Origin of the sequence: Porphyromonas uenonis DSM 23387 = JCM 13868 (genome assembly GCF_000482365.1) — a bacterium.
Taxonomy (GTDB): Bacteria; Bacteroidota; Bacteroidia; order Bacteroidales; family Porphyromonadaceae; genus Porphyromonas; species Porphyromonas uenonis.
Genome location: NZ_AXVC01000018.1, coordinates 38,614 through 64,982, shown reverse-complemented (window position 1 = coordinate 64,982; position 26,369 = coordinate 38,614). Strand labels below are relative to the sequence as shown.

At 52.4% G+C, this 26,369-nt stretch carries 20 protein-coding genes and 1 tRNA gene; 18 read left to right on the top strand and 3 right to left on the bottom strand.

All coding sequences use genetic code 11. The annotated features are described in order from the left end of the window. Positions 1-7 precede the first annotated feature (7 nt). Genes L215_RS0100290 through L215_RS0100280 form a run of 3 tightly spaced genes read left to right on the top strand, consistent with a single transcriptional unit; the run spans position 8 to position 5,386 of the window. On the top strand, positions 8-2,494 hold the full coding sequence (locus tag L215_RS0100290) for a polysaccharide biosynthesis tyrosine autokinase (protein ID WP_027451164.1): 2,487 nt from the start codon (positions 8-10) through the stop codon (positions 2,492-2,494). Between the two features lie 48 nt (positions 2,495-2,542). After that, positions 2,543-3,289, top strand: coding sequence for a tyrosine-protein phosphatase (locus tag L215_RS0100285; RefSeq protein ID WP_025883662.1), 747 nt, complete (start codon positions 2,543-2,545; stop codon positions 3,287-3,289). 42 nt (positions 3,290-3,331) lie between these two features. Then, positions 3,332-5,386, top strand: a complete 2,055-nt coding sequence (locus L215_RS0100280; RefSeq protein ID WP_044111502.1) for a UDP-N-acetylglucosamine 4,6-dehydratase family protein — start codon at positions 3,332-3,334, stop codon at positions 5,384-5,386. Between the two features lie 61 nt (positions 5,387-5,447). Here L215_RS0100280 and L215_RS0100275 read toward each other — a convergent pair whose 3' ends face one another. Next, positions 5,448-5,984 carry a shikimate kinase gene (locus tag L215_RS0100275; protein WP_025883661.1) on the bottom strand — a complete coding sequence of 179 codons (537 nt, stop codon included), beginning with the start codon at positions 5,982-5,984 and terminating at the stop codon, positions 5,448-5,450. Further along, entirely contained in the window at positions 5,981-8,032 is a 2,052-nt protein-coding gene (locus tag L215_RS0100270; RefSeq protein ID WP_027451162.1) for an HD family phosphohydrolase, read from the bottom strand. Before L215_RS0100270 ends, L215_RS0100275 begins: the two co-directional genes overlap by 4 nt. A gap of 605 nt (positions 8,033-8,637) precedes the next feature. Here L215_RS0100270 and L215_RS0100265 point away from each other — a divergent pair. From L215_RS0100265 to L215_RS0100195, 15 genes are all read left to right on the top strand, one after another. After that, positions 8,638-10,950, top strand: coding sequence for a carboxypeptidase-like regulatory domain-containing protein (locus L215_RS0100265; RefSeq protein WP_025883660.1), 2,313 nt, complete (start codon positions 8,638-8,640; stop codon positions 10,948-10,950). Between the two features lie 134 nt (positions 10,951-11,084). Further along, positions 11,085-11,158, top strand: a tRNA-His gene (locus L215_RS0100260). Positions 11,159-11,568: 410 nt separating this feature from the next. Continuing rightward, entirely contained in the window at positions 11,569-14,298 is a 2,730-nt protein-coding gene (ppdK, locus tag L215_RS0100255; protein WP_027451161.1) for a pyruvate, phosphate dikinase, read from the top strand. Positions 14,299-14,691: 393 nt separating this feature from the next. Then, positions 14,692-15,147, top strand: a complete 456-nt coding sequence (gene rplM / locus L215_RS0100250; RefSeq protein WP_025883659.1) for a 50S ribosomal protein L13 — start codon at positions 14,692-14,694, stop codon at positions 15,145-15,147. A gap of 14 nt (positions 15,148-15,161) precedes the next feature. Next, positions 15,162-15,548, top strand: coding sequence for a 30S ribosomal protein S9 (gene rpsI / locus L215_RS0100245; RefSeq protein ID WP_025883658.1), 387 nt, complete (start codon positions 15,162-15,164; stop codon positions 15,546-15,548). A gap of 224 nt (positions 15,549-15,772) precedes the next feature. After that, positions 15,773-16,666, top strand: a complete 894-nt coding sequence (gene rpsB, locus L215_RS0100240; protein WP_025883657.1) for a 30S ribosomal protein S2 — start codon at positions 15,773-15,775, stop codon at positions 16,664-16,666. Positions 16,667-16,677: 11 nt separating this feature from the next. Further along, positions 16,678-17,502 carry a translation elongation factor Ts gene (tsf, locus tag L215_RS0100235; RefSeq protein ID WP_025883656.1) on the top strand — a complete coding sequence of 275 codons (825 nt, stop codon included), beginning with the start codon at positions 16,678-16,680 and terminating at the stop codon, positions 17,500-17,502. A gap of 499 nt (positions 17,503-18,001) precedes the next feature. After that, positions 18,002-19,231, top strand: a complete 1,230-nt coding sequence (locus tag L215_RS0100230) for a sigma-54 interaction domain-containing protein (protein WP_025883064.1) — start codon at positions 18,002-18,004, stop codon at positions 19,229-19,231. After that, positions 19,218-19,739 carry an LptE family protein gene (locus L215_RS0100225; protein ID WP_025883062.1) on the top strand — a complete coding sequence of 174 codons (522 nt, stop codon included), beginning with the start codon at positions 19,218-19,220 and terminating at the stop codon, positions 19,737-19,739. Before L215_RS0100230 ends, L215_RS0100225 begins: the two co-directional genes overlap by 14 nt. An 8-nt stretch (positions 19,740-19,747) precedes the next feature. Next, complete coding sequence (locus L215_RS0100220; RefSeq protein ID WP_025883061.1) at positions 19,748-20,458, top strand: hypothetical protein; 711 nt, start codon at positions 19,748-19,750, stop codon at positions 20,456-20,458. Positions 20,459-20,482: 24 nt separating this feature from the next. Then, on the top strand, positions 20,483-20,890 hold the full coding sequence (secG, locus tag L215_RS0100215) for a preprotein translocase subunit SecG (RefSeq protein WP_025883059.1): 408 nt from the start codon (positions 20,483-20,485) through the stop codon (positions 20,888-20,890). Between the two features lie 178 nt (positions 20,891-21,068). Beyond that, complete coding sequence (serS, locus tag L215_RS0100210) at positions 21,069-22,343, top strand: serine--tRNA ligase (protein ID WP_027451160.1); 1,275 nt, start codon at positions 21,069-21,071, stop codon at positions 22,341-22,343. A gap of 26 nt (positions 22,344-22,369) precedes the next feature. Next, positions 22,370-22,840 carry an SsrA-binding protein SmpB gene (smpB, locus tag L215_RS0100205; protein WP_025883058.1) on the top strand — a complete coding sequence of 157 codons (471 nt, stop codon included), beginning with the start codon at positions 22,370-22,372 and terminating at the stop codon, positions 22,838-22,840. Positions 22,841-22,948: 108 nt separating this feature from the next. Beyond that, complete coding sequence (locus tag L215_RS0100200) at positions 22,949-23,548, top strand: hypothetical protein (protein ID WP_025883057.1); 600 nt, start codon at positions 22,949-22,951, stop codon at positions 23,546-23,548. 307 nt (positions 23,549-23,855) lie between these two features. Beyond that, complete coding sequence (locus L215_RS0100195; RefSeq protein ID WP_238296327.1) at positions 23,856-25,118, top strand: ATP-binding protein; 1,263 nt, start codon at positions 23,856-23,858, stop codon at positions 25,116-25,118. Between the two features lie 299 nt (positions 25,119-25,417). Here L215_RS0100195 and nadA read toward each other — a convergent pair whose 3' ends face one another. Further along, positions 25,418-26,350, bottom strand: coding sequence for a quinolinate synthase NadA (nadA, locus tag L215_RS0100190; protein ID WP_025883054.1), 933 nt, complete (start codon positions 26,348-26,350; stop codon positions 25,418-25,420). Positions 26,351-26,369: the final 19 nt, after the last annotated feature.

The window sequence follows — 26,369 nt, the reverse complement described above, 5'->3', positions numbered from 1 at the left end:
TATTAGAATGGAATACCCCACAACTTCTAGCCAGCAGGAGCCTATACGCTCCTCTGAGGAGGTCAGCGCATTCTCCCTACGAGATGTTTTAGTGATCCTTCAGGCCAACTGGCTCTTCATACTGCTATCGTTTCTCATCTGCCTTACTCTAGGATTTCTCTACATCAAGTCCTCATCCCATCAATACAGTCGCTCTGCGAGTCTCTTGATCAAGAGTGAGACCTCGATCAACTCTGCCATAGAGCGGCTAGCGCAGTTTACGGGAGACAAGCACTCCTACAGCGATGATGTCTCTAATCAGATCATCGTCTTAGGCACCGAGCGTGTCGTCAGCGAGACCGTACGTCGTCTCGGACTAGATGTGCAGTACCATTACGATGCTGGGCTGAGGAAGAGAGAGCTCTACAAGCAGTCGCCCGTATCTATCCGCTTTGTTGATGCCGATCCAGACGAAAAGGTCAGCCTCCGTGTCAAGCTGGACAAAGATGATGCAGACAACCAGGTGATCCTCTACGACATTAAGAGTTCGCTGACCGGCAAGGTGCAAGAGCCTATCGTCGCAACGCTAGGCGACACCATCGCTACGCCCATTGGCAAGCTAGTCGTAGAGAACACACCATACTACAGCGACTTTCCAAACTACGAAGTACTGAAGGTGCAAAAAGACAACTTCAATGCGGTCGTACGTGACTACATGAGAGCCTTGCAAGTATCTCTCCAGCAGAAAGACGCCTCCGTCATCAAGCTCACCATACAGTCGGGCAACCCACTGCTAGCTGAGGACTTTCTCTCCACACTCATCCTCGTCTACACAGAGCTAGAGCGCTCGGACAAGGTCAAGATAGCAGAGAGTACGCAGCGCTTTGTCGATGATCGTCTAGCTATCATTAGCTCCGAGCTGGGACAGGTCGATGCAGAGATCGAAGACTTCAAGCAGTCGCAGCAGATTGCTGACATACAGGCCGAAGCGCAAGAATACATCAAGGGAAGCTCTGAAGTCAAGACGCGGCTAGTCGATCTCAACAATAGCATCTCCATCGCTCAGTTTGTCCGAGGTCACCTCAGGGACAAGAGTCAAATGGAGTCTCTCATCCCAGCCAATGTGGGCATTGCCTCTCCAGCCATCGAAGCTGCTATTGCTAAGTACAACGAACTACTGCTCAAGCGTGACCAGCTACAAGCTAACTCTAGTAGCAACAACCCGCTCGTCCAGGAGATTAACACCCAGCTTGCTGCACAGAGACTCTCTATCATCACCTCTATAGACAACCTCATATCGACACTCGAGGTGGAGCGTCAAGGCATCCTCTCCGAGCAGTCTAGCTACAAGGGGCGTATCACCTCCGTGCCTATGCAGGAGCGCATCGTGGGGAGCATCTACCGACAGCAGAAGATCAAGGAGGAGCTATACCTCTTCCTCCTCAACGTACGGGAGCAAAACGCACTCTCTATCGAAGCCGCCGAGTCTAACGCTCGTCTCATCCAGGCACCGACAGGGCCTGCCGGGCCAGTCAGTCCTCGTGTACCGATCATCATGCTGGCAGCTGGTCTACTCGGACTTCTGATCCCAATAGCCATACTGTATATACGTAGCATAGCTAACAATAAGGTACGTGGCAAGGTAGATATAGAGCGCTACACCACCATACCTATACTGGGAGAGGTGCCACACTACAAAGCTTCTAAGCGCCATCTGAAGAGTACTGCTGAGCAACTCAAGAGTAGGCTCACAGGACTGACAACTAAGGAGCAGAGCGAGGTTATTGATCAGGCTTCACGCACATTTATCGTCGGTCGCCATCGGCGTACTATCGTCTCAGAGGCTTTCACGGTGATACGCTCTAACATCTCCTTCTTAGCGCCTAATAGTGGAGCTCCAGTCAAGCGAATTCTAGTCACCTCCGCTATTCCGAGCTCGGGCAAGACCTTCACCTCGTCCAACCTAGCTCTAAGCTTAGCACAGTCAGGCAAGCGTGTACTCCTCGTAGACTGTGACATACGCAAGAGCGCTCTATCCAAGGCCATCGGCATACACTTAGCAAGTCTGCAGGGACTCACCTCTTACCTCTCCGACAGTAAGATATCTCCACAGCAGATCATTTATCCCACGTCAGAGTCCGAGTTCCTATTCGTCGCTCCCAGTGGTCCCACTCCACCGAATCCCACCGAGCTCCTGATGTCGCCACGCTTTGAGGAGTTACTACAGTATGCTGATGGATCCTTTGACTATATCGTGCTAGACACGATACCTGTACTCAAGCTTGCTGACACACGCGTCATCAGTCATCTGACTGACATCACGATTATGGTGGTTCGTGAGAATCACCTGCCACGTCGACTCCTCCCCGAACTAGAGGATCTCTATCAAGAGCGACGCCTCAAGGGACTCTGTATCGTACTCAACGATACCGGCGTAGGAGCCTCCTCCTATGGATACGGCTACGGCAGCTACGGATATGGGGGCTATGGAGAGTATGGCAGTGACAAGGAGTAGCGTAAAGAGCCCCAACTAATCCATCGCTGCAATAGATATCTAGACACTATGTGGTGGCTCACAAAGCATAAGAAAGTAGATATCATCTCTGCCGGCTGGCTCGAAGGGATGACAGACATACACTGTCACCTCGTCCCTGCGGTCGATGACGGGAGCCGCTCTCTTGACGAGACCCGTCAACTCATTGAGGCGATGCACTCTATCGGCATCCAGCGTATCATCACCACACCACACATCTATAGGCGCTACCCGCATAACGATAGCAGTACTCTCCAGCAGGAGCTAGAGCGACTGCTCCCAGACCTGTCGGATCTAGATGTTCCTCTGATGCTTGGCGCAGAACATATGCTGGACGAAGGCTTCGAGGCGCACCTCGCCAAGCATCTACTCACACTAGGGACTAGCAAGTACCTGCTCGTAGAGACCTCGTTCGCAGGAGCTCCACTAGACCTCTTCCGACTCATACAGCAAGTCATCTCTGCAGGGACGATCCCCATGCTAGCGCACCCTGAGCGATACCTATATATGGATGACAGGATGTACGACCAGTTGCGTGGTGCAGGCTGTGCCTTCCAGCTCAACCTCTTCAGCCTCACAGGGATGTATGGAGAGCAGGTACAGCGACGCGCTCAGCAGCTCCTCGAGCGTGGAGTCTATAGCTTTGTAGGCACAGATACCCACCGGATAGAGCTCTTCCGCAGGACCATCTCATCTGCCAAGACCTACGCTCGATACGAAGAGCCTGTACGCACACTTATTAGGAACAACGAAACACTCATAGCTACACACGTGTGAGTCCCATCATGCCACAAAAACAACAAACAGCACTTGATAATCATGAAGACAAAGGTATTCCTACGGAAATGCTTAGGTAGTCGCTATGTCAACTACCGCATCATTGCGCTCATCGACTTACTCCTGAGTGTCATCGCTTCGCTATCCGCTGTCTTCATAGCCAGCTATGCACTCCTGACGCTCACAGGGGTTTACTTTCACGAGGTTGTGGCTGAGTACACGGGGCTTGGACACCCGACCCTTTCGTTTTCTGGGTTTTCGGGAGTAGTCTCATTGATTGTGCTACTCATCTTTCCCGTTTATAAGGGGATTATCCGTATCCGCACATTCTCTTACGGCTTTAACTACCTCTGGCTCTCACTATGCAAGTCGCTTGTACTAGGAGTGACCTTAGGCATAATGTCTAGCGAGTGGCTCTTTGGGGTGGTATACTTCGCACTAGACACCCTCTTCACCCTCTTCTTCCTGACGGGCTTCAGGACCGTCGTACAGTTCATCTGGAGCATTGTCAATGGAGCTCCCGCTACGGGCAGTCGCACGCCAGCACTCATCTTTGGGGTCAATGACAAGTCCTCGCAACTTGCCGACAAGCTCTCCAACTCCTATCAGGACAAAGGGCTCTACGTCGTAGGCTTTGTCGAGACCAACCAACCGACCGAAAAGATGACCGTCGGAGGCAAACCGATCTTCTACACGCCAGACACGGCCAGCTTCTCCGCACTACTAGACAAGCACCATATCTCCGTCCTCCTCTTCTCTGGCTACGATGTGCTACACGAGAATGCACCCTTTGCATCGGTCTGCATAGACCGCAAGATACGTCTCTTCGTCGATCAGGAGCCACGACGCATACTCAACGTGGACAGTCGCCCTCCTATTGAGGAAATCCAGATTGAGGACATACTAGGTCGTGAGTCCATCTTCCTCAATATGAAGCCTATCTCTGAGGCGCTGCACGACAAGACTATCCTCGTGACTGGAGCGACAGGCTCTATCGGTAGTGAGATAGTACGCCAGCTTGCTCGGCTAGAGCCTCAGCAGATTGTGCTCTTTGACATAGCGGAGACGCCTATGCACGAGTTGCGTCTGGAGCTACAGCGCTGCTATCCTAAGGGTTGCTTTGCCTATGTCATGGGTGATATACGCAATCCTCAGCGACTAGACTTTGTCATGCGCAAGTTCCATCCCGACAAAGTCTTTCACGCGGCTGCTTACAAGCATGTACCTCTCATGGAAGAGAACCCCTGCGAGGCGGTCACCACCAACATCATCGGCACCTTCAACATAGCGAGCAAGTGCCTCGAGTATGGTGTCGAGCAGATGGTCATGCTATCGACCGACAAGGCGGTCAACCCCAGTAGCGTCATGGGGGCTACGAAGCGCTTCTGCGAAATGATCGTCCAGAGCTTAGACCTAGCCATCAAGAGAGGAGAGATCCAGGCGACCGTCCCGACACGCTTCGCGACGACCCGCTTCGGCAACGTGCTCAACTCGGCAGGCTCCGTCATCCCCACCTTCAAGCGTCAGTTACAACGTGGCGGTCCTCTCACGGTCTCCGATCCACGCATCGAGCGTTACTTCATGACCATCCCCGAGGCTAGCCAGCTCGTCCTAGAGGCCAGTATGCTCTCGCGTGGTGGCGAGGTCTTTGTTTTCGATATGGGCGACCTCGTCAAGATTGTCGATCTTGCTAAGCGTATGATACAGCTAGCAGGCTACGAGCCTGACAAAGACATCAAGATCGTCTACACTGGCCTACGACCTGGGGAGAAACTCTACGAGGAGACCATCCACGATAAGGAGAAAGACCTCCCCACGGCACACAATAAGATACACATCGTACAGACCCGCGAGGAGTCGTTCGAGCAGATTCACCTGATGGTGCAGTTCTTCAAACGCTTGTCCTATGCGGGGGATGTCAATGGGGTCGTCTACCTTCTCAAACAGGCTATCCCAGAGTACAAGAGTCTCAATAGTGAGACCTTTGCCGCCTTCGAGCGTGGAGAGCTGATACCCTTCGACCTAGAGGCAGAGCTAGGTAAGATAGCCACAGAGCTGACACAGTGCGAAAGCATCTCTCCAGTCGCTCTCCTCTGACACAGCACGTAGAGAGCAAGACCTTTCTCACGACTCTCCGCGGAACATTGCGCAGTACGTGCTACGCCTCTAGACGTAGTTGCTGGACGATCCAACTGGCTATCTTCGCTTCGGTGTTGATGCCTTGCTTAGCGAGAGCCTCCATATCAATGATCCGGTGAGCACGACTGTAGATCGGTTCGCGCAGACGCATCGCCTCTGCGACATGCTGGCGAAGCTCCTCGCCCGAGAGGTGCGCCACTGAAGGTCTGGTGCGCTTGGTTAGCTCCAGTCGCTGAGCTAGCGTCTCACTGCTGTAGCGCAGGTAGAGCACGGTGCCACTCTCTAGGAGGAGATCCATATTGTCATGGTAGATGGGTAGGCCCCCGCCCGTAGCGATAACCGCATCAGGTAGGCCTGCGATCTCCTCGAGGATCATCCGCTCTTTCTGCCGAAAGTACTCCTCGCCGTGTAGCCGAAAGAGATCGGACACCCGCTGACGAAAGCGACTCTCGATGTAGATGTCTGTATCTACAAATTCGTATCCTAGTAGCTCCGCCAGCATGCGACCTACGGTACTCTTGCCCGCACTCATATAGCCGATCAGATAGAGTGTCATCGCTTGAGCTCGGGGTAAGCAATACGTGAGTGGTAGATGGTGGCAAGCTTCTCAGCAAAGATATCCTTGATTGTCTGGATATCTCTAAAGGTCAGCGGCGTATCGTTGAGTAGCCCATCAGCAACGATTGAATCAATAATCTTATTGACATGAGCTATCAAGGTCTCCTTGCTCAGATCCTTGAGACTGCGGCTACTCGCTTCGATAGCGTCCGCCAGCATCAGGATACCTGTCTCCTTAGTGTTAGGATTGGGTCCTGGATAGGTAAACTTATCCACATCGACCGTTTCGTCAGGATGTTCATTGCAATACTGATTGTAGAAGTACTTCGTCACCCCTCGCCCGTGGTGCATGCGGATGAAGTCTTGGATCGCCTGCGGGAGGTTATGCTTTTGCGCCATGGCCAGACCATCCGTCACATGCTTGATGATGACCGATGCGCTTTCGGTAGGAGTGAGCTGGTCGTGTGGATTGATAGCACCTTGATTCTCTGTAAAGTATGCTGCATTGCGCATCTTGCCTATGTCGTGGTAGAGAGCGCCAGCACGTACGAGTCTCGCATCAGCCCCGATGGCAGTAGCCGCTTCACTCGCCAAGAGTGCTACCTGCAACGAGTGCTGGAAAGTACCAGGCGCCTGCTCCGAGAGCTGACGTGGCAGAGGGCGATTGACGTCGCTCAGCTCCACGAGCGTAATGTTGGAGACATAACCAAAGGCACGCTCGATGAGGTAGATGAGCAGATAGCTAAACATATTGAAGATCAGGTTGAAGGAGAAGTAGAGCAGATTGCTCAGGTCATTACTGCCCAAGGCTCCACCCGTCATCAGCGAGTAGCTACAGGTCATCACATTGTATATGACGAAGATGAGGAAGGTCGCACGGATGATCTGCGCCCGTGAGGAGAGTGAGCGAAGGCTAAAGACAGCCACCAGACCAGCAACAAACTGTATCACGACAAACTCCAGCGGAAATGAGACGTAGAGCGCACAGATCAGCACCGTCGTCAGAAAGGCATAGATAGCCGTACGAGACTCGAAGAAGGTGCGCACCAGTATAGCCACCGAGACAAATGGGATCGCATAGACCCACGTCCCCAGCTCATTGCGAGCGAAGATGATCGTCAGGACCGCATAGATCAGTATCAGTAATGAGAGGAAGAGCGTGTTCTTATACTCCTTGACAATCTGCGGTCGGTAGTAGAAGAGGAAGAACCACAACCCCAGTAGTAGCGAGACTATAATAAGGAAGGTCCCCACACTCATCGGTAAGACCTGACGTAGATTGCTATCCTGCTGCTCCTCTGTGACACGGCGCAACGACTGCAAGATATCGTACTGATGTGGACTCACGAGCTCACCCTTGCCGATGATGCGCTCACCCTTTTGCACTACGCCCATAGACTTAGAGAGGTTGCGCAGCTCATCATCGATCACCTGCTGTGTCTTAGCTTCATTAGGATAGACATTAACCTCGATATACTTGCTCGGATCAAACTTGCGAACGATAGACTTGCTCATCCCCTGGGGCACCTTTTCGGTAGCTTGCTGATACGCCTCTATAGGGGTTGAGAAGAGCGTCGCTGGCGTCAGACGACTCACCTGATCAGCGCTCAGGAGCTTGACCTCCAGCACATCCTCCTGCCTCAGCTTAGAGGCAGCCTCCTCCTCTATGATACCATTTCGATAGAGGTCCTTGAGGTAGTCACGCATGTAGAAGTAGTAGGCATCGTCCGCCACCTCACTACTCCACTTACTGCTCCAGTCCTCGTCCCACTTGTGGAGCATCTTACTCCCCACGACAGTATCGATCTGATAGTAAGGCAGGACCGTCTGGCGTGCGCTGTCACGCTCCCGCTGTATCATCTCGTCCGACTTGTAGATCGGGAAGGTAAAAGGCGCCACCAGTAGCTCATCGCCCATCCAGGGCTTACCCTCCACCACTTGATACTGAAAGGTCTCCTCATCATGTGGCGAGAGTAGCGTGATAACCAGCGCCAGCAGGACAAAGGTCAGCAGGGCATACAGGTGCGTCGTCTTAAACTGTGTCATAGTCTTGTGTGCTAATGTGGAGGAAGCCATTACTCCTCGTGGCAATCTCTACCGCAAAGGTACTCATTTATCCGACTGCAACGCTTGAGGAGGACTAAGCTCCTAGGGCTAACGCATTATAATTGCTCCGTTAGGAGCTACACATTAGCGACAAGTGAGACTTGGATGAATTCATTATATATTATTGCTCTCCGACTACTCGACTTCGACCAATCTACAGTTTTCTTCGTAGGAAACTCTAGTTTCTTACCTAGGAAACTCTAGTTTCATGCCTAGGAAACTCTAGTTTCTTACCTAGGAAACTTTAGTTTCACCCAAGTGGTACTGATAGTTAGCTCATTTCTGCAGCACGATCTACTCGATACCCACCTCAAAAAGCTTTCACCGGACAGCAACAACTATATATAATGCGTCAGCCCTGACTAAGCTCCTAGGGCCGACACATTATAAACACTCTGCTAGGAGCTGCTCATGACGATAACTAGGGACACAGATCTCGCTTTGATACTGCGGGTTACTTTTCCCCGTTACAACAATCGGCTTGTTGAATCGTCTTTAAGGAAATGATACACTAAACACAGTTCTCTCTCATCAGTCTCAAGCATATGAGTAGTAAGATTTACCACCATTTACTGGGAGCTATGGCGCTCCTCCTCATCACTGCAGGCGCACTCGCTGCGCAGACTATCACGATCCAGGGACGAGTACTCGCTAGTAGCGACTCAACTGCGCTCGTCGGAGCTAGCGTCGGGCTATTTGACGACAAGGGACAGCTCACATCGGGCGTCTCGACGGAGAGCGAGGGTCAGTTTGCCCTACAGGCGGATCCGCAAGTGGCTAGAGAACTACGCATCAGTAGCATAGGCTACACACCGATGACCATCCAGATAGCGGGCGATGCACGAGGGGTGATCGCTCTCGGCACGCTCTACATGTCGGAGGACAGCCAGATACTCGACCAAGTAGTGGTGCAGGGGCAGCGAAGCCGTGTGGATAAGATGCTACTCTTCCCGCAGCAGGCAGAGTTGGCGCGTAGTCAGGACTTTCTCAGCTTGCTACAGACGATGCAGCTACGTGGTCTGACCATTGACCTGATGAATAAGCAAGCCTCTATCCGTGGCGGGGAGGTGCAGTGGCAGGTGGACGGCGTGCCCCGCACGATACAAGATGTGCAGAGCATAGACCCAAAGCGTATCCTGCGCATTGAGTACTCTGACATGGTCTCGGCACGCTACACCGATCGAGGCATCGGGGGGATCGTCAATGTGATCCTCAAGGAGCGTCTGCAGGGTGGCTCTGTCTGGGCGCAGGTTGAGTCGGCGCTGACGACGGGCTTTGTCAATGGTGCCTTGGGGGCTCGCTATGATCGGGGGCTTCACTCCTTTACGCTCGACTACAACAATGGCTTCCGAAACTACCGCAAGCGCTTTGCCTACCTAGAGACGAAATACATAGCTCCACACCAGGAACTGACCCGTACGGAGACGCCTGAGGCTAGCCCCTTTGGCTATATGGTTCAGAACCTCAACCTCTCCTATTTATATAAGCCCAGCGAGCGACAGCAGTTTAGCGCTACGCTACGCAATGAGTTTGTCAATTACCACAACACTTCTCGCTCAGAGATTGCGCAGAGTGATAGCGACCCTTTCCATAGGGAGTCTAGCGTCAAGGAGCGTAGCTACACGCCAGCACTAGACCTGTACTATGCCAACATGCTGAGCAATGGAGGCAAGCTGGAGGTGAATCTTGTGGGCTCCTACAGTCACGGCACGCACAGCTTCTCACTACAGGATCAGATGGCTACGCGGATGCGTGAGGTGCAAAACTCTGTCGATGTGAGTCGCACGGCGCTCATTGGAGAGGTGGTATACAACCACCCGTTTAGCAGTTACTTCACGCTCGCCACGGGCTTGCAGCATACGACTGCCTACTCGCTCAATAAGTATGTTGAGACGACGGACAATCTACTGGAAAACAACAGTTACCTCTTTGCCAATGCACAGGGACAGCTCGGCAAGGTGCAGTACAGTATCGGTACGGGTGCCAAGCTTTTTGTCGTGCAGGATGCGACTGATAGGAAGCTTTTTGTAAGGAATCAGAGTACGCTCTCGCTCTTCTACAGCCCGATCAACCATCTGACGCTTGTTCTCAAGTCTACCTATCTGCCGACACTCCCCTCGCTGAGTATGCTCTCGCGGGTACAGCAACGTGTGGACGACCTCATGAGGACGAGTGGCAATCCAGATCTCAAGGCGGCTCAGTCGCTTTACAACCGCTTCGGGATCTATTACCAGACGAATCTCTTCACGAGCAATCTAGACTTCTCAATAAATAATACGTGGTCGCCTATCCTCTGGGATGCTACTTACGATGTGGCGGGTGGTTACTTCCTCAACCGTGCTACGAATGGGCGCTTCAATCGCCAGTACAGCATCTCTTGGCAGGGTGGGCTAAACAATCTGTGGAACTTCCTAACGCTACAAGGTACCGTGCGCTACGATATGTTTCGCACTCACACGGGTGTCGCCGCCTACCAGCTCAACAGCCTATACTGGAATGCTAGCGTGATGATGAGCTACAAAGGGTGGACGCTCGGCTACGACTATGTCCATCCTCAGTGGACGCTATCGGGGCATACGAAGTCTCTGGGCGAGAACTCCTCCCGTCTGATGCTCCTCTACAAGTATCGTGACTGGAGCTTCTATGCGAGCTGTATCTTCCCCTTTACGCCGCGTGGTGCCGAGTACCAGAGTGAGACCTTGTCGCCTGTCATACCTAGCACGAGTAGAGTTTACATCCTAGACAATCGCAACATGGTCACCGTCGGAGTAGCTTGGCGACTGAACTTCGGCAAGCAGCTCCAGCTCATCGACCGCACGCTCCAAAATAGGGATTCCAACGAGAGTGTCGTCAAGTAAACTGAGGCGCAGGGAGGTTGCGCTGGGGGTGTTGTGGGATTCAAAAAGATTGTGTACCTTTGCACAGCAAACGTGGGAGGGAGCTTTTCTCTCGGGAGTGGCGATGTGGCTACTCTTATCACGGTTGCCAGATGGTGATCATAGCTCAGCTGGTTAGAGCATCAGATTGTGGTTCTGAGGGTCGTGGGTTCGAATCCCACTGGTCACCCTAGTCGCTGGTTTTATTCTCTCTAGTCTCTAGCGACTTTTATCTTCAATCATTTTCTTCTTCAACGATTTTGTTTTTACGGTTGTTAAGGCGTCAGTCTTAGCAACCTTTTTTCTTTTGGAGCGGGCTTCTCGTGAGATTTGCGGAGTTGAGGCTTTGGGGCATGTCGTAAGCACGGAGATTTTTACTACCTTTGCACCGTATTGTTGTCTTGCAGTCTCCTTGCAGACTATGAGGCGTTAGAGCGTCTGACGCGTCTACGCTTTACTCACTGGTCTACATAGGCTATAGACAGGATGTCTTACAGCAAGATGATGACTATCCAGGGTGCCCACCACGGTGGTGGCGGTCGCTCAGCTCAATCACTTACTTACTTAATTACGAACAGAATACCAAATATAATTTCCCCAATGAAGAACAAGAAGAGAATCTACACCTTTGGCAATGGTAGTGCCGAGGGCAATGCTCAGATGAGAGATCTACTCGGTGGTAAGGGTGCCAACCTAGCGGAGATGAACCGCATAGGTGTGCCTGTTCCTCCTGGATTCACTATCTCGACTGAGGTATGTACAGAGTATTATGAGCGAGGCCGTGAGGCTGTCGTCGCTGACCTCAAGGACGACTTGATGGCTGCCGTCAAGCATATCGAGACCATCATGGGCTTTAAGTTTGGCGATGTAGAGAATCCTCTTCTCGTCTCCGTACGCTCCGGCAGTAGAGCCTCTATGCCTGGTATGATGGATACGATCCTCAACCTCGGTCTCAACGACACAGTCGTCGATGGCTTGGCTCGCAAGAGTGGCAACGAGCGCTTCGCTTGGGACTCTTACCGCCGCTTCGTGCAGATGTATGGTGATGTCGTACTCGGCATGAAGCCTGTCAACAAGGACGACATTGACCCCTTTGAGGCAATCATCGAGGAGGTCAAGAAGGAGGCTGGCGTCAAGCTCGACAATGAGCTCACCACGGACCACCTCAAGGACCTAGTCAAGCGCTTCAAGAAGGCGGTTATGAAGGCTACGGGCCACGACTTCCCAACAGATCCATACGAGCAGCTCTGGGGCGCTATCATGGCGGTCTTTGGCTCATGGATGAATGATCGTGCGATCCTCTACCGTAAGATGGAGGGCATACCTGATGACTGGGGCACTGCTGTCAACGTACAGGCGATGGTCTTCGGTAATATGGGTGACACATCCGCTACGGGTGTGGCTTTCACTCGTGATGCTGCTACAGGCGAAAACCTCTTCAATGGTGAGTACCTCGTCAATGCGCAGGGTGAGGATGTCGTCGCTGGTATCCGTACGCCTCAAGAGATTACAATCGAAGGTTCTCGTCGCTGGGCTGAGCGTGCCGGCATAGACGAAGCAACTCGCAAGGCTCAGTATCCATCTATGGAGGAGACCTTCCCCAAGATTTACGCCGAGCTAAATGCGATACAGCACAAGCTGGAGCAGCACTACCACGATATGCAGGATCTTGAGTTTACCGTTCAAGAGGGCAAGCTATGGCTCCTTCAGACACGTAATGGTAAGCGTACAGGTCAAGCGATGGTCAAGATCGCTATGGATCAGCTTCGCGACAAGCTAATCTCTGAGGAGGAGGCACTGCTACGTGTGGAGCCTGCTAAGCTTGATGAACTACTACACCCCGTTTTTGACAAGAAAGCGCTACAGTCCGCTAAGGTACTAACCAAGGGACTGCCCGCCTCTCCAGGCGCAGCTACGGGACAGATCGTCTTCTTTGCTGATGACGCTGCTAACTGGCACGAGCAAGGCAAGGAGGTGATCATGGTACGTATCGAGACCTCGCCTGAGGATCTCGCCGGTATGAGCGTGGCTCAGGGTATCCTCACGGCTCGTGGTGGCATGACCTCTCACGCAGCTGTTGTGGCTCGTGGTATGGGTAAGTGCTGTATCACAGGTGCTGGTGGAATCATCGTTGACTATAAGGCTCGCACCGTAACCATCGATGATAAGGTACTCCACGAGGGAGACTTCATCTCGATCAACGGATCTACGGGTGAGATCTACGAGGGTCAAGTCGAGACCAAGGCTGCTGAGATGGACGCTGACTTCCGCCAGCTGATGGAGCTAGCCAACAAGCACTCCAAGCTCACCGTACGTACCAACGCTGATACACCTCACGACGCTGCTACGGCACGTGCCTTTGGCGCTGTCGGTATCGGGCTCTGCCGTACGGAGCACATGTTCTTTGAGGACAACAAGATCAAGGCAATGCGTGAGATGATCCTCGCTACAGACACAGAGGGTCGTCGCAAGGCTTTGGCAAAGCTCCTACCGATCCAGACGGAGGACTTCAAGGGTATCTTCCGTGCTATGAATGGTCTACCCGTCACCGTGCGTCTACTAGACCCACCTCTCCACGAGTTCGTACCTCAGACGGAGGCTGGTCAGGTAGAGCTCGCGAAGGCTATGGGCGTCGAGCCTAAGGTCGTTCACGATCGCGTCGAGCAGCTCCACGAGCTAAACCCGATGCTCGGACACCGTGGTTGCCGTCTAGGTAACACTTATCCCGAGATCACCGAGATGCAGACGCGCGCTATCCTAGGCGCTTGCCTGGAGCTCAAGAAGGAGGGCATCGAGACGCATCCTGAGATTATGGTGCCCCTCGTCGGTGTCGTCGAGGAGTTCAAGCTGCAGGCACGTGTGATCCGTGAGACCGCTGAGGCGCTCTTTAAGGAGCAGGGCGATCGTATCGACTTCCACGTAGGTACTATGATCGAGGTACCACGTGCAGCGCTGACGGCTGACGAGATTGCCAAGGAGGCTGACTTCTTCTCCTTCGGTACGAACGACCTCACGCAGATGACCTTCGGCTACTCGCGTGACGATGTCAATACATTCCTACCGATCTATCTAGACAAGAAGATCCTTAAGGTAGACCCCTTCCAGCAGTTGGATCAGAGGGGTGTAGGTCAGTTGGTACAAATGGGAGCCGAAAAGGGTCGCTCAGCCAAGCCAACGATCAAGCTCGGCATCTGTGGCGAGCATGGTGGTGATCCCTCATCCGTAGCGTTCTGCCACCGTGTCGGTCTCAACTACGTCAGCTGCTCACCCTTCCGTGTGCCCATCGCACGCCTCGCAGCAGCTCGTGCCGCCGTTGAGGACAAGAAGTAAGTAGCGCAGGCGAGCCTCGCTCGCTAAGCTATACATAATAGTAAAGCAACTCTCTGGAGTCGCTCCCCTAGTCGGAGCCTCTGGAGAGTTGCTTTCTTCTTTCGGGCTTGTTTATTGTCAGTTTGCAAAATAGTTGTACCTTTGCCGTGCTGATTATTATCGAAACGAGATAACCAGTGCAAGCTTTTGACCTCACAAGAGCGTCGCACAGGCATCTGTGTCGGTTTATACGGAGTGCGTCCACGCTCCATCGATAGCCTACCGACAGGTGAACAGATCCCTTACGACAGCCCCAGGGAGAGTGCGTCTTGAAGACGGGCCTTCATCGGGGAGCTCGAGGAGCCTGCGCCTAGGGAGATCTCCTTTTGTATTAATCCCAATCAAACTATTAGCGTGAACACATTAAGCTATAAAACACAATCCGCCACCAAGGAGTCAGCTCAGAAGGAGTGGCTCGTGGTAGATGCCGAGGGGCAGCGTCTCGGACGTCTCTGCTCTGTTGTTGCTAAGATCCTGCGTGGTAAGTACAAGCCATGCTTTACACCACATGCAGACTGTGGCGACAATGTCATCATCATCAATGCCGACAAGGTCGAGCTCACTGGCAATAAGTGGGATACACCTAGCTACCTAACCTTCTCAGGCTATCCTGGAGGTCAGAGAGAGTTCTCACCAAGAGACTTCCAAAACAAGAGCTCTCGCAAGCTCTTTGAGAAGGTTCTCAAGGGTATGCTCCCTAAGAACAAGCTCGGTGCTGAGCTGCTGACGCACGTCCGGGTCTTCGACGGTCCCGACCACACTATGGAGGGTGTACAGCCCCGTAAGGTTGATATCAATTCATATAAATAAATACGCGGTAAACGATGGAACAAATCAATGCTATAGGTAGACGTAAGGCTGCAGTAGCCCGCGTATATCTCACCGAGGGTTCGGGCAAGATCACGATCAACAAGAAGGATATTGCCAACTACTTCCCCTCTTCTGTACTTCAGTTCATTGTCAAGCAGCCTCTCGTCAAGCTTGAGGTAGCTGACAAGTATGACATCCAAATCAATCTCGCTGGTGGTGGCTTCAAGGGCCAGAGCGAGGCTGCTCGTCTTGGTATCGCTCGTGCGCTTATCAAGATCAATCCTGAGGACAAGGCTGCACTCCGTGCTGCTGGTCTCGTAACTCGTGACCCACGTGTCGTAGAGCGTAAGAAGCCAGGACGTCCTAAGGCTCGTAAGAGATTCCAATTCAGCAAGCGTTGATGGTGCTGGGGGTATGCTCTCGCAGTGTGGACGACTCATTATGGCGCTCCTCCTGCGGTACGGCACACCCCGCACGATCTTTCGCGTTTAGTATCTAAATTGCATCGATGGCGTGCTAGAGATTAGACTTGAGAAGTCAGACCTTAGAAAGACTAAAAACTCCGACGCCCTACCCTGCAATTGCTTATTACACAAGAACGTAAACGAAAAAATCTGAGACTACTATGTCACTAGTATCATTTGACCAGCTCCTAGAGGCTGGTGCACACTTCGGCCACATGCCGCGTAAGTGGAACCCCGCCATGGCTCCCTACATCTTCATGGAGCGCAACGGTATCCACATCATCGATCTGCACAAGACTGTCGCTAAGATCGACGAGTGTGCCGAGATTATCAAAAATATGGCCAGCTCCGGCAAGAAGATCCTCTTCGTCGGCACCAAGCGCCAGGCTAAGGAGCCTATCGCTGAGCTCGCTAAGAGCGTAGGGATGCCCTACGTCACAGAGCGTTGGCCAGGTGGTATGCTCACCAACTTCCCCACGATCCGTAAGGCCGTCAAGAAGATGGGCCAGATCGATAAGATGCGTGAGGATGGCACCTACAACAACCTCTCTAAGCGTGAGCGCCTACAGCTAGACCGCCAGCAGGCTAAGCTAGACAAGAACCTCGGCTCTATCCGTGATATGAACCGTCTGCCCAACGCACTCTTCGTCGTAGACGTCATGCGTGAGCATATCGCTATCCGTGAGGCTCAGCGCCTAGGCATCCCCGTCTTTGCTATCGTTGATACCAACGCCAACCCTAGGGATATCGACTACGTTATCCCAGCTAATGATGACTCTACACAGGCTATCGAGCTAATCGTATCTGCTATGTGTCAGGCCATCAACGAGGGTCAGGTCGAGTACAAGGCTATCAAGGCTGAGAAGGAGGCTGAGGAGGCTGCCGAGCTAGCACCCTCTGGACGTCGCCAGCGCACAGGCGCTCGTCGTGAGCGTATCCGCCCAGCCAATGCTGAGGGTGAGCGCGACGAGGAGGCTACAGAGACCGTAGAGGAGGTCGCACAGACCGCTGAAGAGACTGCTCCAGCTAATGAGGAAGCAGCTAACCAACAATAATACTATACACCATGAGCGTAACAATTGAAGATATCAAGAAACTTCGTAAGATGACCGGCGCAGGTCTCTCTGATTGCAAGAATGCACTCAACGAGACGGCTGGTGACTTCGAGAAGGCTATCGAGATCATACGTGCCAAGGGTAAGGCTGTCGCAGCCAAGCGTTCAGACCGCGAAGCTGCTGAGGGCTGTGTCCTAGCTGCACATAGCGAGGGCTTTGCAGCTATCGTCGCTCTCCAGTGCGAGACTGACTTCGTTGCTAAGAACGAGGGGCACATCTCCCTCACACAGCAGATCCTAGATGTAGCTATGAAGGAGCAGCCCGCCACTAAGGAGGATCTACTCAAGCTCCCACTAGCTGATGGTCGTGCTGTATCAGATCACATCACCGACCGCATCGGTAGCACGGGTGAGAAGATGGAGCTGGGCAACTACGAGTTCCTCAAGGCTCCCTACACCACATCCTATATCCACTTCGGCAATAAGCTGGCTGCTATCGTAGCCTTCAACGAGTCTATCGATGAAGAGATGGCTCGTGAGGTAGCTATGCAGGTAGCGTCCATGAATCCAGTCGCAGTCTGCGAGCAGGACGTACCAGCTCATGTCCTCGAGGAGGAGCGCAAGGTCGCTATGGATCGTGCTCGTGAGAGTGGCAAGCCTGAGGCTATCTGCGAGCGCATCGTAGAGGGTTCCATCCAGAAGTTCTACAAGGAGAATACACTCCTACACCAGCCCTTCGTACGTGAGCCTAAGATGGATGTACAGAGCTATCTGCACACCGCATCTAAGACGCTGACGGCTACAGGCTTCAAGCGTGTCAATCTGAACGAAGACTAAAGTCAATACTGAGGATAAGTAGTCGCCCCCTGTGGGGTAGCTATGAAGCCTAATTGATAAAGCCCCATACACCTCTCGAGGTGTGTGGGGCTTCGTTCATTGTGCGCCACGACTCAGCTCGCTCCTACCATGAGACTGTTGACTTTTGCAACAGTCTCACCATAAGACCGGAAAGCTCCCATCATAAGAGCTTCAAAAGATTTCCTCCCGAGGAATTGAATTCCTACCTAGGAATTTGCCCAATAGCTACCTAGGAATTGACCGAATTCCTACCTAGGAAATAAAAAATTCTTCGGAGGAATCAAATGAAACTTCGGAGGAATCAAAAAATAAGTCCGAAGAATTTGCCATTTCCTAGGTACTTATTGGGCAAATTTCTAGGTAGGAATTTGGGAAATTCCTAGGTAGGAAATAAAACGAGCTCATTTTGATGTGTCAGCCCTGACGTCAGCCCTGTCTGATGAGGCGTGGTATCGCTCATTTTAGTACCTTTGTCCCTATGAATGTGGATCTACAGCAGGTGATGCAGCGCTTTGGCATCGTGGGACGCAATCCGAGCTTCCTACGAGCTATCGAGACGGCCGTACAGGTCGCCCCGACAGACCTATCTGTGCTGGTGACTGGCGAGAGCGGTGTCGGTAAGGAGTTCTTTCCCAAGATTATACACGCCTACAGTCTCCGTAAGCATCAGGGCTATGTGGCGGTCAACTGTGGCGCCATCCCCGAGGGCACGATAGACTCTGAGCTCTTCGGTCACCGCAAGGGATCCTTCACAGGCGCTATCTCCGATCGCAAGGGTTACTTTGAGGAGGCGGACGGTGGTACTATCTTCTTGGACGAGGTGGGAGAGCTACCGCTTGCCACGCAGGCTCGTCTGCTCCGTGTGCTAGAGTCGGGAGAGTTTATCCCAGTAGGTGCTAGCAAGCCGCTCAAGACTGACGTGCGGGTGGTCGCTGCGACCAATGTCAATATACAAGAAGCGATCGCTCGTGGACGTTTTCGCGAAGACCTTTACTATCGTCTCAGCACGGTCCCCATCGTAGTGCCACCGCTACGCAAGCGACAGGAGGATATAGTCCTGCTCTTCAAGCTCTTTGCTTCGCTCAGTGCCGAGAAGAACCAGATTCCTATGCTGGAAATTACGCCCGACGCTGAGGAGCTCTTGCGACGCTACCCTTGGCCGGGTAACATACGTGAGCTACGCAATCTGACAGACCGCATCAGCATCTTAGAGTATGATCGTCATCTGACGGCTGAGGACCTTCGTGGCTATCTGCCTGACAAGACACAAGAGCTGAGCACTTCGCTGGTCCCTGTGGGACGCCAGTCGGAGGAGCGTAGCTTTGCCAATGAGCGGGAGATACTCTATCAGGTGCTTTTTGATATGAAGCGAGACATCACCTCGCTCAAGCAGACCATCGCCACGATGCGTCAGGAGCCTCACTATGAGCCGATTCACACGACGCTAGTACCTACCGACACGGAGCCGCTACACACCGAGGCTGAGGAGGTGACCGAGCCTGACACAGAGCCTTACAAGGAGGTCGTAGCGACACCTATGGAGGAGCCTTCCCTACCGGACAGACCGATGACCATCGAGGAGGCGGAGCGCATACTCATCATGCGTGCTCTGGAGCGCCACGGGGGCAATAAGACTGAAGCGGCTGAGGAGCTGCAGATATCTCCACGAACGCTGTATCGTAAGCTACGAAGCTATGGCGAGGAGTAAGCTACTATATATAATAGGTGTCGTGATGCTCCTACTGATGGAGACGAGCTGCTCGATCAGCTATAAGTTCAATGGAGCCACCATCGACTACACCCGTATCAAAACGGTGACGATCGAGGACTTTCCCAATCAGGCTCCGCTGGTCTATCCTCCGTTGTCGCAGATGTTTTCGGAGCGACTGAGAGAGCAGTTCCGACGCAACACGCGTCTAGAGCCTGTCGAGACTAATGGAGATCTAATACTCGAGGGCGCCATCGTAGGGTACGAGCTCACACCTATGGCTATGCAGGAAGATGCGCTCTCGGCGATGACACGCTTCACGATTACGGTCCGCGTCTCTTACACCAACATGGTGGATGAGAAAAAGAGTTTCTCGGGTCGCACCTTTACCTCTTCGCAAGAGTTTGACAGCAACAACCTCTTCTCAGACATCCAGGAGGGGCTAGCTGGGGAGCTGATCGACGACCTTGTCAAGCAAATCTTTAACGCCACGGTAGAGGACTGGTAATGGAGACGATGACGATAGACGAGCTGAATAGGCTGACGGCACACCCTGAGGAGCTCAGTCGCCACACGCTCTCGCCACTAGCTGAGCTGGTGGAGACCTATCCCTATGCGCAGAGCATCGTCATGCTTTACCTGCTCAATCTCTCGATCCTCGGCGACCTGCGCTACGAGGCAGAGCTACAACGCTGGGCGCCTCACCTACCTAGTCGGGAGAAGCTCTACCTATTGGCTCGACTACACATGCCTCTGGAGGACTTGACACCTGTGCTAGCGCACGACCCATCTGACTCCTTTGCACTCGTAGACCAATATCTGCGCAAAGTGGCTGAGCGTGAGGGGCCTCTCTCGAACGATCTGGAGTATGACTCTGCGGAGGCTCTTCCTACGGAGGAGCGCACCCCAGACTACTTTTCCTCTGCGGAGTATGAGTCGGAGCCCTCAGACATGACACTCTCGGGGCTACTCCCCACAGGCTCCGCCGAGAGCGAGCCTACGCCTGCCTTCACGCCACAGCCTACAGAGACGTCCTCGGATGAATCAGAACCGAGCGACATGCTTTTCACCGAAACACTAGCCTCTATCTACATCAAACAGGGGCATTACGAGCGAGCAAAACAAATTATTGAGGGGCTAAGCTTGAAGTTTCCAGAAAAAATTAGTTACTTTGCAGTTCAATTGGACTTTCTAGAGAAGCTAATCGATAATGCTTCTCACTCATAAATACGCATTCATAGAATAGTAGACATGCAAATCTTTCTAACCATCCTGATCCTCATCGCAGCTATCCTGCTGATTCTCATCGTTATCGTCCAGAACTCTAAGGGCGGTGGTCTGGCAGCAGGCTTCGGCGAGAGCAATAAGTACATGGGGGTACGCAAGACGACCGACTTCCTCGAGAAAGCAACCTGGACGCTTGCAGGAGCTATGGTTGTGCTCAGCATCGCCAGCTCTTTCTTCATCAAGCCTCACGTACAGGACAACCAGGGCGAGAGCTTCATTGAGAAGTCTCAGCAGAGCGCTCCTCTGCTACCTCAGCAGCCTGAAGCTACGCTACCACTACCTGGTGCTGGCGCTTCAGCTCCCGCAGCTGAGACTCCTGCTCCTGCTCCAGCTCCTGAGGCACAGCCCGAGGCTACGCAGCCCGCTGAGTAAAGCCTGAAAAGGCATCGCCAGCTAGGTAGCTCGTCAGATATTGATGAGGGGAGAACTCACTCTTATGTGGGTTCTTCCCTTGGTTGTGCCTATAAATGCAGAAGAAACTGTACCTTTGTAGTATAGCTTGTCGCTAGGCGTGACAAGCACCTCACACGTAATCACTAAAGAATAGGTAATGCTTACCATCAAACAAATATTGGATGACCCTCAGGGAGTCATCGATAGGCTCGCAGTCAAGCACTTTCCCGCAGAAGAGCCCATAGCAGCTATCATCGCTCAGGACAAGCTGAGACGCGACGCACAGCACAAGAAGGACGACAGTCTAGCTCAGCAGAAGACCCTCTCGCGCTCTATAGGTGAGAAGATGAAAGCGGGTGCCCGCGAAGAGGCTGAGCAGCTCAAAGCTGAGGTACAAACGCTCAAGGAGATCTCTAAGCAGGCTGAGGAGACCATGCGACAGGCTGAGGAGACCATGCGACAGCTCCTACTATCCGTGCCTAATCTGCCCCACCCCGATGTACCACACGGCACCTCTGCTGAGGACAACCTATGCGTAGCTACGGGTGGTGAGATGCCAAACCTAGAGAATACGGCCAAGCTACCACACTGGGAGCTGGCTAAGCAGTACGATCTCATAGACTTCGAGCTGGGAGTCAAGATCACGGGTGCAGGCTTCCCTGTCTACAAGGGCAAGGGAGCTAGACTACAGCGTGCCTTGATCAACTTCTTCCTTGACAGAGCCACCGCAGCAGGCTTTAAGGAGGTGGAGCCACCTATCATGGTCAATGAGGCTTCTGGCATCGGCACTGGTCAGCTCCCCGACAAGGAGGGGCAGATGTACCACGCACAGCTGGACAACCTCTACCTCATACCTACGGCCGAGGTACCCGTGACGAACATCTTCCGTGATGTCATCCTCGAGGCAGACCAGCTCCCTATCTGCTGCACCGCCTACACACCTTGCTTCCGTCGTGAGGCGGGTTCCTACGGCAAGGACGTACGAGGGCTCAACCGCTTGCATCAGTTTGACAAGGTAGAGATCGTCTCCATCGACCGCCCCGACCACTCGTGGCAGCAGCTTGACAAGATGATCGCACATGTCAAGAGCCTCGTCGAGGAGCTTGAGCTCCCCTATCGTATCCTCCGCCTCTGTGGTGGCGACCTGAGCTTTACGAGTGCGATGACTTATGACTTTGAAGTCTTCTCAGCTGCGCAGGAGCGTTGGCTCGAGGTGAGCTCTGTGTCCAACTTTGAGAGCTATCAGGCCAACCGTCTGATGTGTCGCTACCGTGACCCTGAGGAGGGGATCACCCTTTGCCACACGCTCAACGGTAGCGCCCTCGCTCTGCCACGCATTGTCGCTGCGCTTCTGGAAAACAATCAGACCCCCGAGGGCATTATCATCCCCAAGGCTCTGAGACCCTACACAGGCTTTGACAAAATAGACTAAACAGTCGCCCTTAAACCACACCTCCTATGGCTAAGAAAGGCAAGCAATCCGCCCGAGCGATCAACATACGCAACAAGCGCGCTACCTATGACTATGAGCTCCTCGACCAGTACACCGCAGGTATCGTACTCGTCGGCAGCGAGATCAAGTCTATACGTGCGGGCAAAGCGGCTCTCGTGGATAGCTACTGCTACTTCTCGCGTGGGGAGCTGTGGATCAAGAATATGTATATAGCGGAGTACAGCTACGCTTCCTACAATAACCATGTGGAGCGACGGGAGCGTAAGCTGCTACTCAACCGCAAGGAGCTACGCAAGCTCGAGGAGGAGATGAAGAACCCCGGGCAGACGATCATCCCCGTGCGTCTCTTCATCAATGAGCGCGGACTCGCTAAGCTGGTCGTTGCACTCGCCCGAGGTAAGAAGCAGTACGACAAGCGCGCCTCCATACGAGACCGCGAGGACAAGCGACGTCTGGAGCGTGCGATGCGCTTCTGACCTGCCATAACGAACAGATCCTAGCGAGTGGCATCATCGCAAGCATCCCATGATTCGCAAGCAAATAGGATAGTTCAACTAACGAAAGTGTGTTCTCTCAGACTGTATATGAGGCGTATTAAGTTTGCATTTACAATTATCGCTTGTCTCTTGACAGCGTGTGCTCCTGTTTCGACCAATTCAAATCATCAGAGCAAGCTTACCTCAGAGGTCACACGATTGGATAGTATTGCGATAACACTAGCTGAAATTAGAGCTTTAGATCAAGGGATTAGAGACAACTCCAGCCTTTACCGTACAAACAGTCGGGCTTTCAATCTCCATACTGATAGCCTCTGCTTTTCAAAGGCAATTTGGCTCATCGAGCATTATGGGTATATCAACGATTTAGGAAAGTACAACGACTCTTTCGGATACCTGTTAGAAGCCCTGCCTGCCGTTTTACTACATAATCCTCAAAGGTTGATAGAGCCTCATACTTACGATCTGTTGAAGCGAGAGGTGGAAGCAGGTAGACTATCTGCCGAATTTGCAGCCACCTTGCTTGATAAGTATTATGTGATGAAGGAGAAACGCACGTTGTACTTTTCGGGGTTTCGAAAGTGGTTACAACAGCCCTATCCTCAAAAGAAAGATCAGGCATTGTCTGACAGTCTCAGACAAGACATAGGACTACCTGTGCTTCCAGACAGCCTATTCGTGTATTAGTACTGTATCTCCAGCTATACACGGCTCCCCTTTCAGACTTTTATCGGCCAGCAATAAGTCAAAAAGGATTTCCCAGCCACTTCCAGTAAGCGCTTTACGCTTTAGATTTCGTTAGTCTTGCGCTCCGTATGAGCGTGGCGACTTCGGACTCAACGCACCACAAATGTTCCGACCGAAACACCACAAATATTCCGATCGAAATGCCACAAATATTCCGATTGTGTTGTCTATTCGATTGATGTTTAGTAACTTTGCCATATAAGGTTATTTGGACATGGTAGCGTATTACAAAAGAACATCTGATCGTATGCTTCGTGAGCTTCTTGAAGCTTTTGGAGCAGTTCTGATTGAAGGACCTAAGTGGTGTGGTAAGACAACAACTGCCACTCAAGTTGCTAAAAGCATCATTAAGATGCAAGACACAGATATGAGAGCCGAGTATCTCGCTACAGCTCGTTCTAAGCCCTCTCTCTTGCTTAGAGGAGAGCCTCCAGTCTTGATAGATGAGTGGCAAGATGCGCCTATCCTATGGGACGCTATACGTACTCAAGTTGATGAGAGGGGGCTCCCAGGTCAGTTTATCTTGACAGGTTCTAATACTGTAGATAAGTCCGAGATACTGCACTCTGGTACTGGCAGAATAGCCAAGCTGCGGATGCTACCTATGAGTCTGTGGGAGTCGAGAGAGTCCACTGGTGAGGTCTCTTTGCAAAGGCTCTTTGATGAGGCTGACTATGATATCGATGGCAAGAGGTCGAGTCTAACCATAGAGGAATTGATATTCGCTGCATCTCGTGGTGGGTGGCCAGCATCTTTATTTGCTCGATCTAAAAAAGCGCAGCTGATGATTGCCAAAAACTATGTTCGCTCTTTGTGTGACGAGGATGTTTCTCGCATAGATGGGAAGCAGCGGGACAGCAAGGTCGCTGAGTCCTTATTGAGATCCTATGCGCGAAATATCTCTACACTAGCACAAAAGAAGACCTTGCTATCAGACGTTTCATCCTCGGGAGAAGCTATCTGGTCAATGGACACTTTTACTGATTACGAAAGAGCTTTCGAGCGCTTGTTTATCATTCAGAATATTGATGCTTGGAGTCCTGCAATACGAAGTAAAACCGCCATCAGGAGTAGTCCCAAAAGAAGTTTCTGTGATCCGTCCATTGCGGTAGCATCACTAGGAATCTCTCCAGAGGCGATGTCTGTCCAGTTGAAAACATTCGGCTTCATCTTTGAGCAGATGTGCATCCGCGACTTACGGGCATATACGATGGATCTAAATAGTCATGTCTCATACTATCGGGATCGCTATGGACTCGAAGCGGACATTGTACTTCATCTCGAAGATGGTAGATATGCCCTTATAGAGTGCAAACTCGGAAGCAGAGAGATAGACGAGGGCGCCGAGCACCTTCTCGAATTAAATAGACTCATCAAGGGAAACAACAAACAAGAGGTACAAGTGCCCCTGAGGGAGCCAGATCTCTTGATTATCTTGACAGGTGGGCAAATGGCCTATACCAGACCAGATGGCGTTAAGGTCATCCCTCTTGCTTGTCTGAAGGATTAATTGAATCTTATCGCCTATCTCCTCAGTTATAACTTGAGGAACTTTCGTTAGTCGTGCGCTCCGTGTGAGCGTAGAGACTTCAGACTCACGCACCGCAAATGTTCCGATCGAAACACCACAAAAGTTCCGACCGAAATGCCTCAAATATTCCGATCGCGCTGGCTATCTAGCTGAAGTTTAGTTATTTCGCTCGGAAGACCCTTTGAGGGTAAATAAGAAACGGATTAACCGCCTTCGCTAGGGAAGACGACTAATCCGTTTCTCTTGTTTTTGAGATAGCTGGACTCCAGTACAGTCTTTTAGAACTGGAGCATCCGCTCGATGGAGCGCCACGCCTTCTGACGAAGCTCTTCGTCGACATGCACCTCGTACTGCTCGTAGAGGAGTGCGTCGCGGAGTCCCTCGAGGGTGATCATCTTCATATATTCGCAAGTCTGATCGGGGAGGATCGGTATCAGCTCCTTGTCAGGATAGCGTCTCGTCATCTCAGCCAGGACCTCAGGCTCCGTGGCGATGATGTACTGCTTCAAGTCAGAGACACCAGGACGATTGATGATCGTAGTGGTAGAGCCGATGATACAGCGAGGATTGTCGACGATCGACTGGTCGCTAGCCGCTACCGACTCAGGGTGTATCAAGATCTCCGCCTCGGGATAGCGATCCAGCATCGTATGAACCAGCTCGGAGGTGATGTCTGCGTGCACGTAGCAAGCGCCCTGCCATAGATCCATCTCCCGTCCCGTCACATTCATGATGTACTGTCCAAGGTTCTTGTCAGGACCAAAGAGGATAGGTTGCCCCGTGGGGAGGGCGCGTACGATCTTCAGCGCATTGGCACTAGTCACACAGTAGTCGGTGACCGCCTTGACAGCCGCTGTCGTATTAACATAGCTGACGACAATGCCGTCGGGGTGCTTGACGCGCCAAGTGTTGATCCCCTCAGCGGTAGCCCCCTCAGCGAGGGTACAGCCAGCGTGTGGTACAGGGCAGAGCACCTTCTTATTGGGCGAAATGATCTTTGCCGTCTCACCCATAAAGCTTACCCCGCAGAAGACAATCATGTCAGCCTCTGTCTCGCCAGCGATCTGAGAAAGCGCCAGGGAGTCACCTAGGTGGTCTGCGATGCGCTGTATCTCAGGACGAGCGTAGTAGTGCGCCAGGATGACCGCATTCTTCTGCTCCTTGAGCGTACGGATCTCTGCGTAGAGAGCCTCTATCTGTTGTTGTGTCATGTGTAAGTAGTCAGTTAGT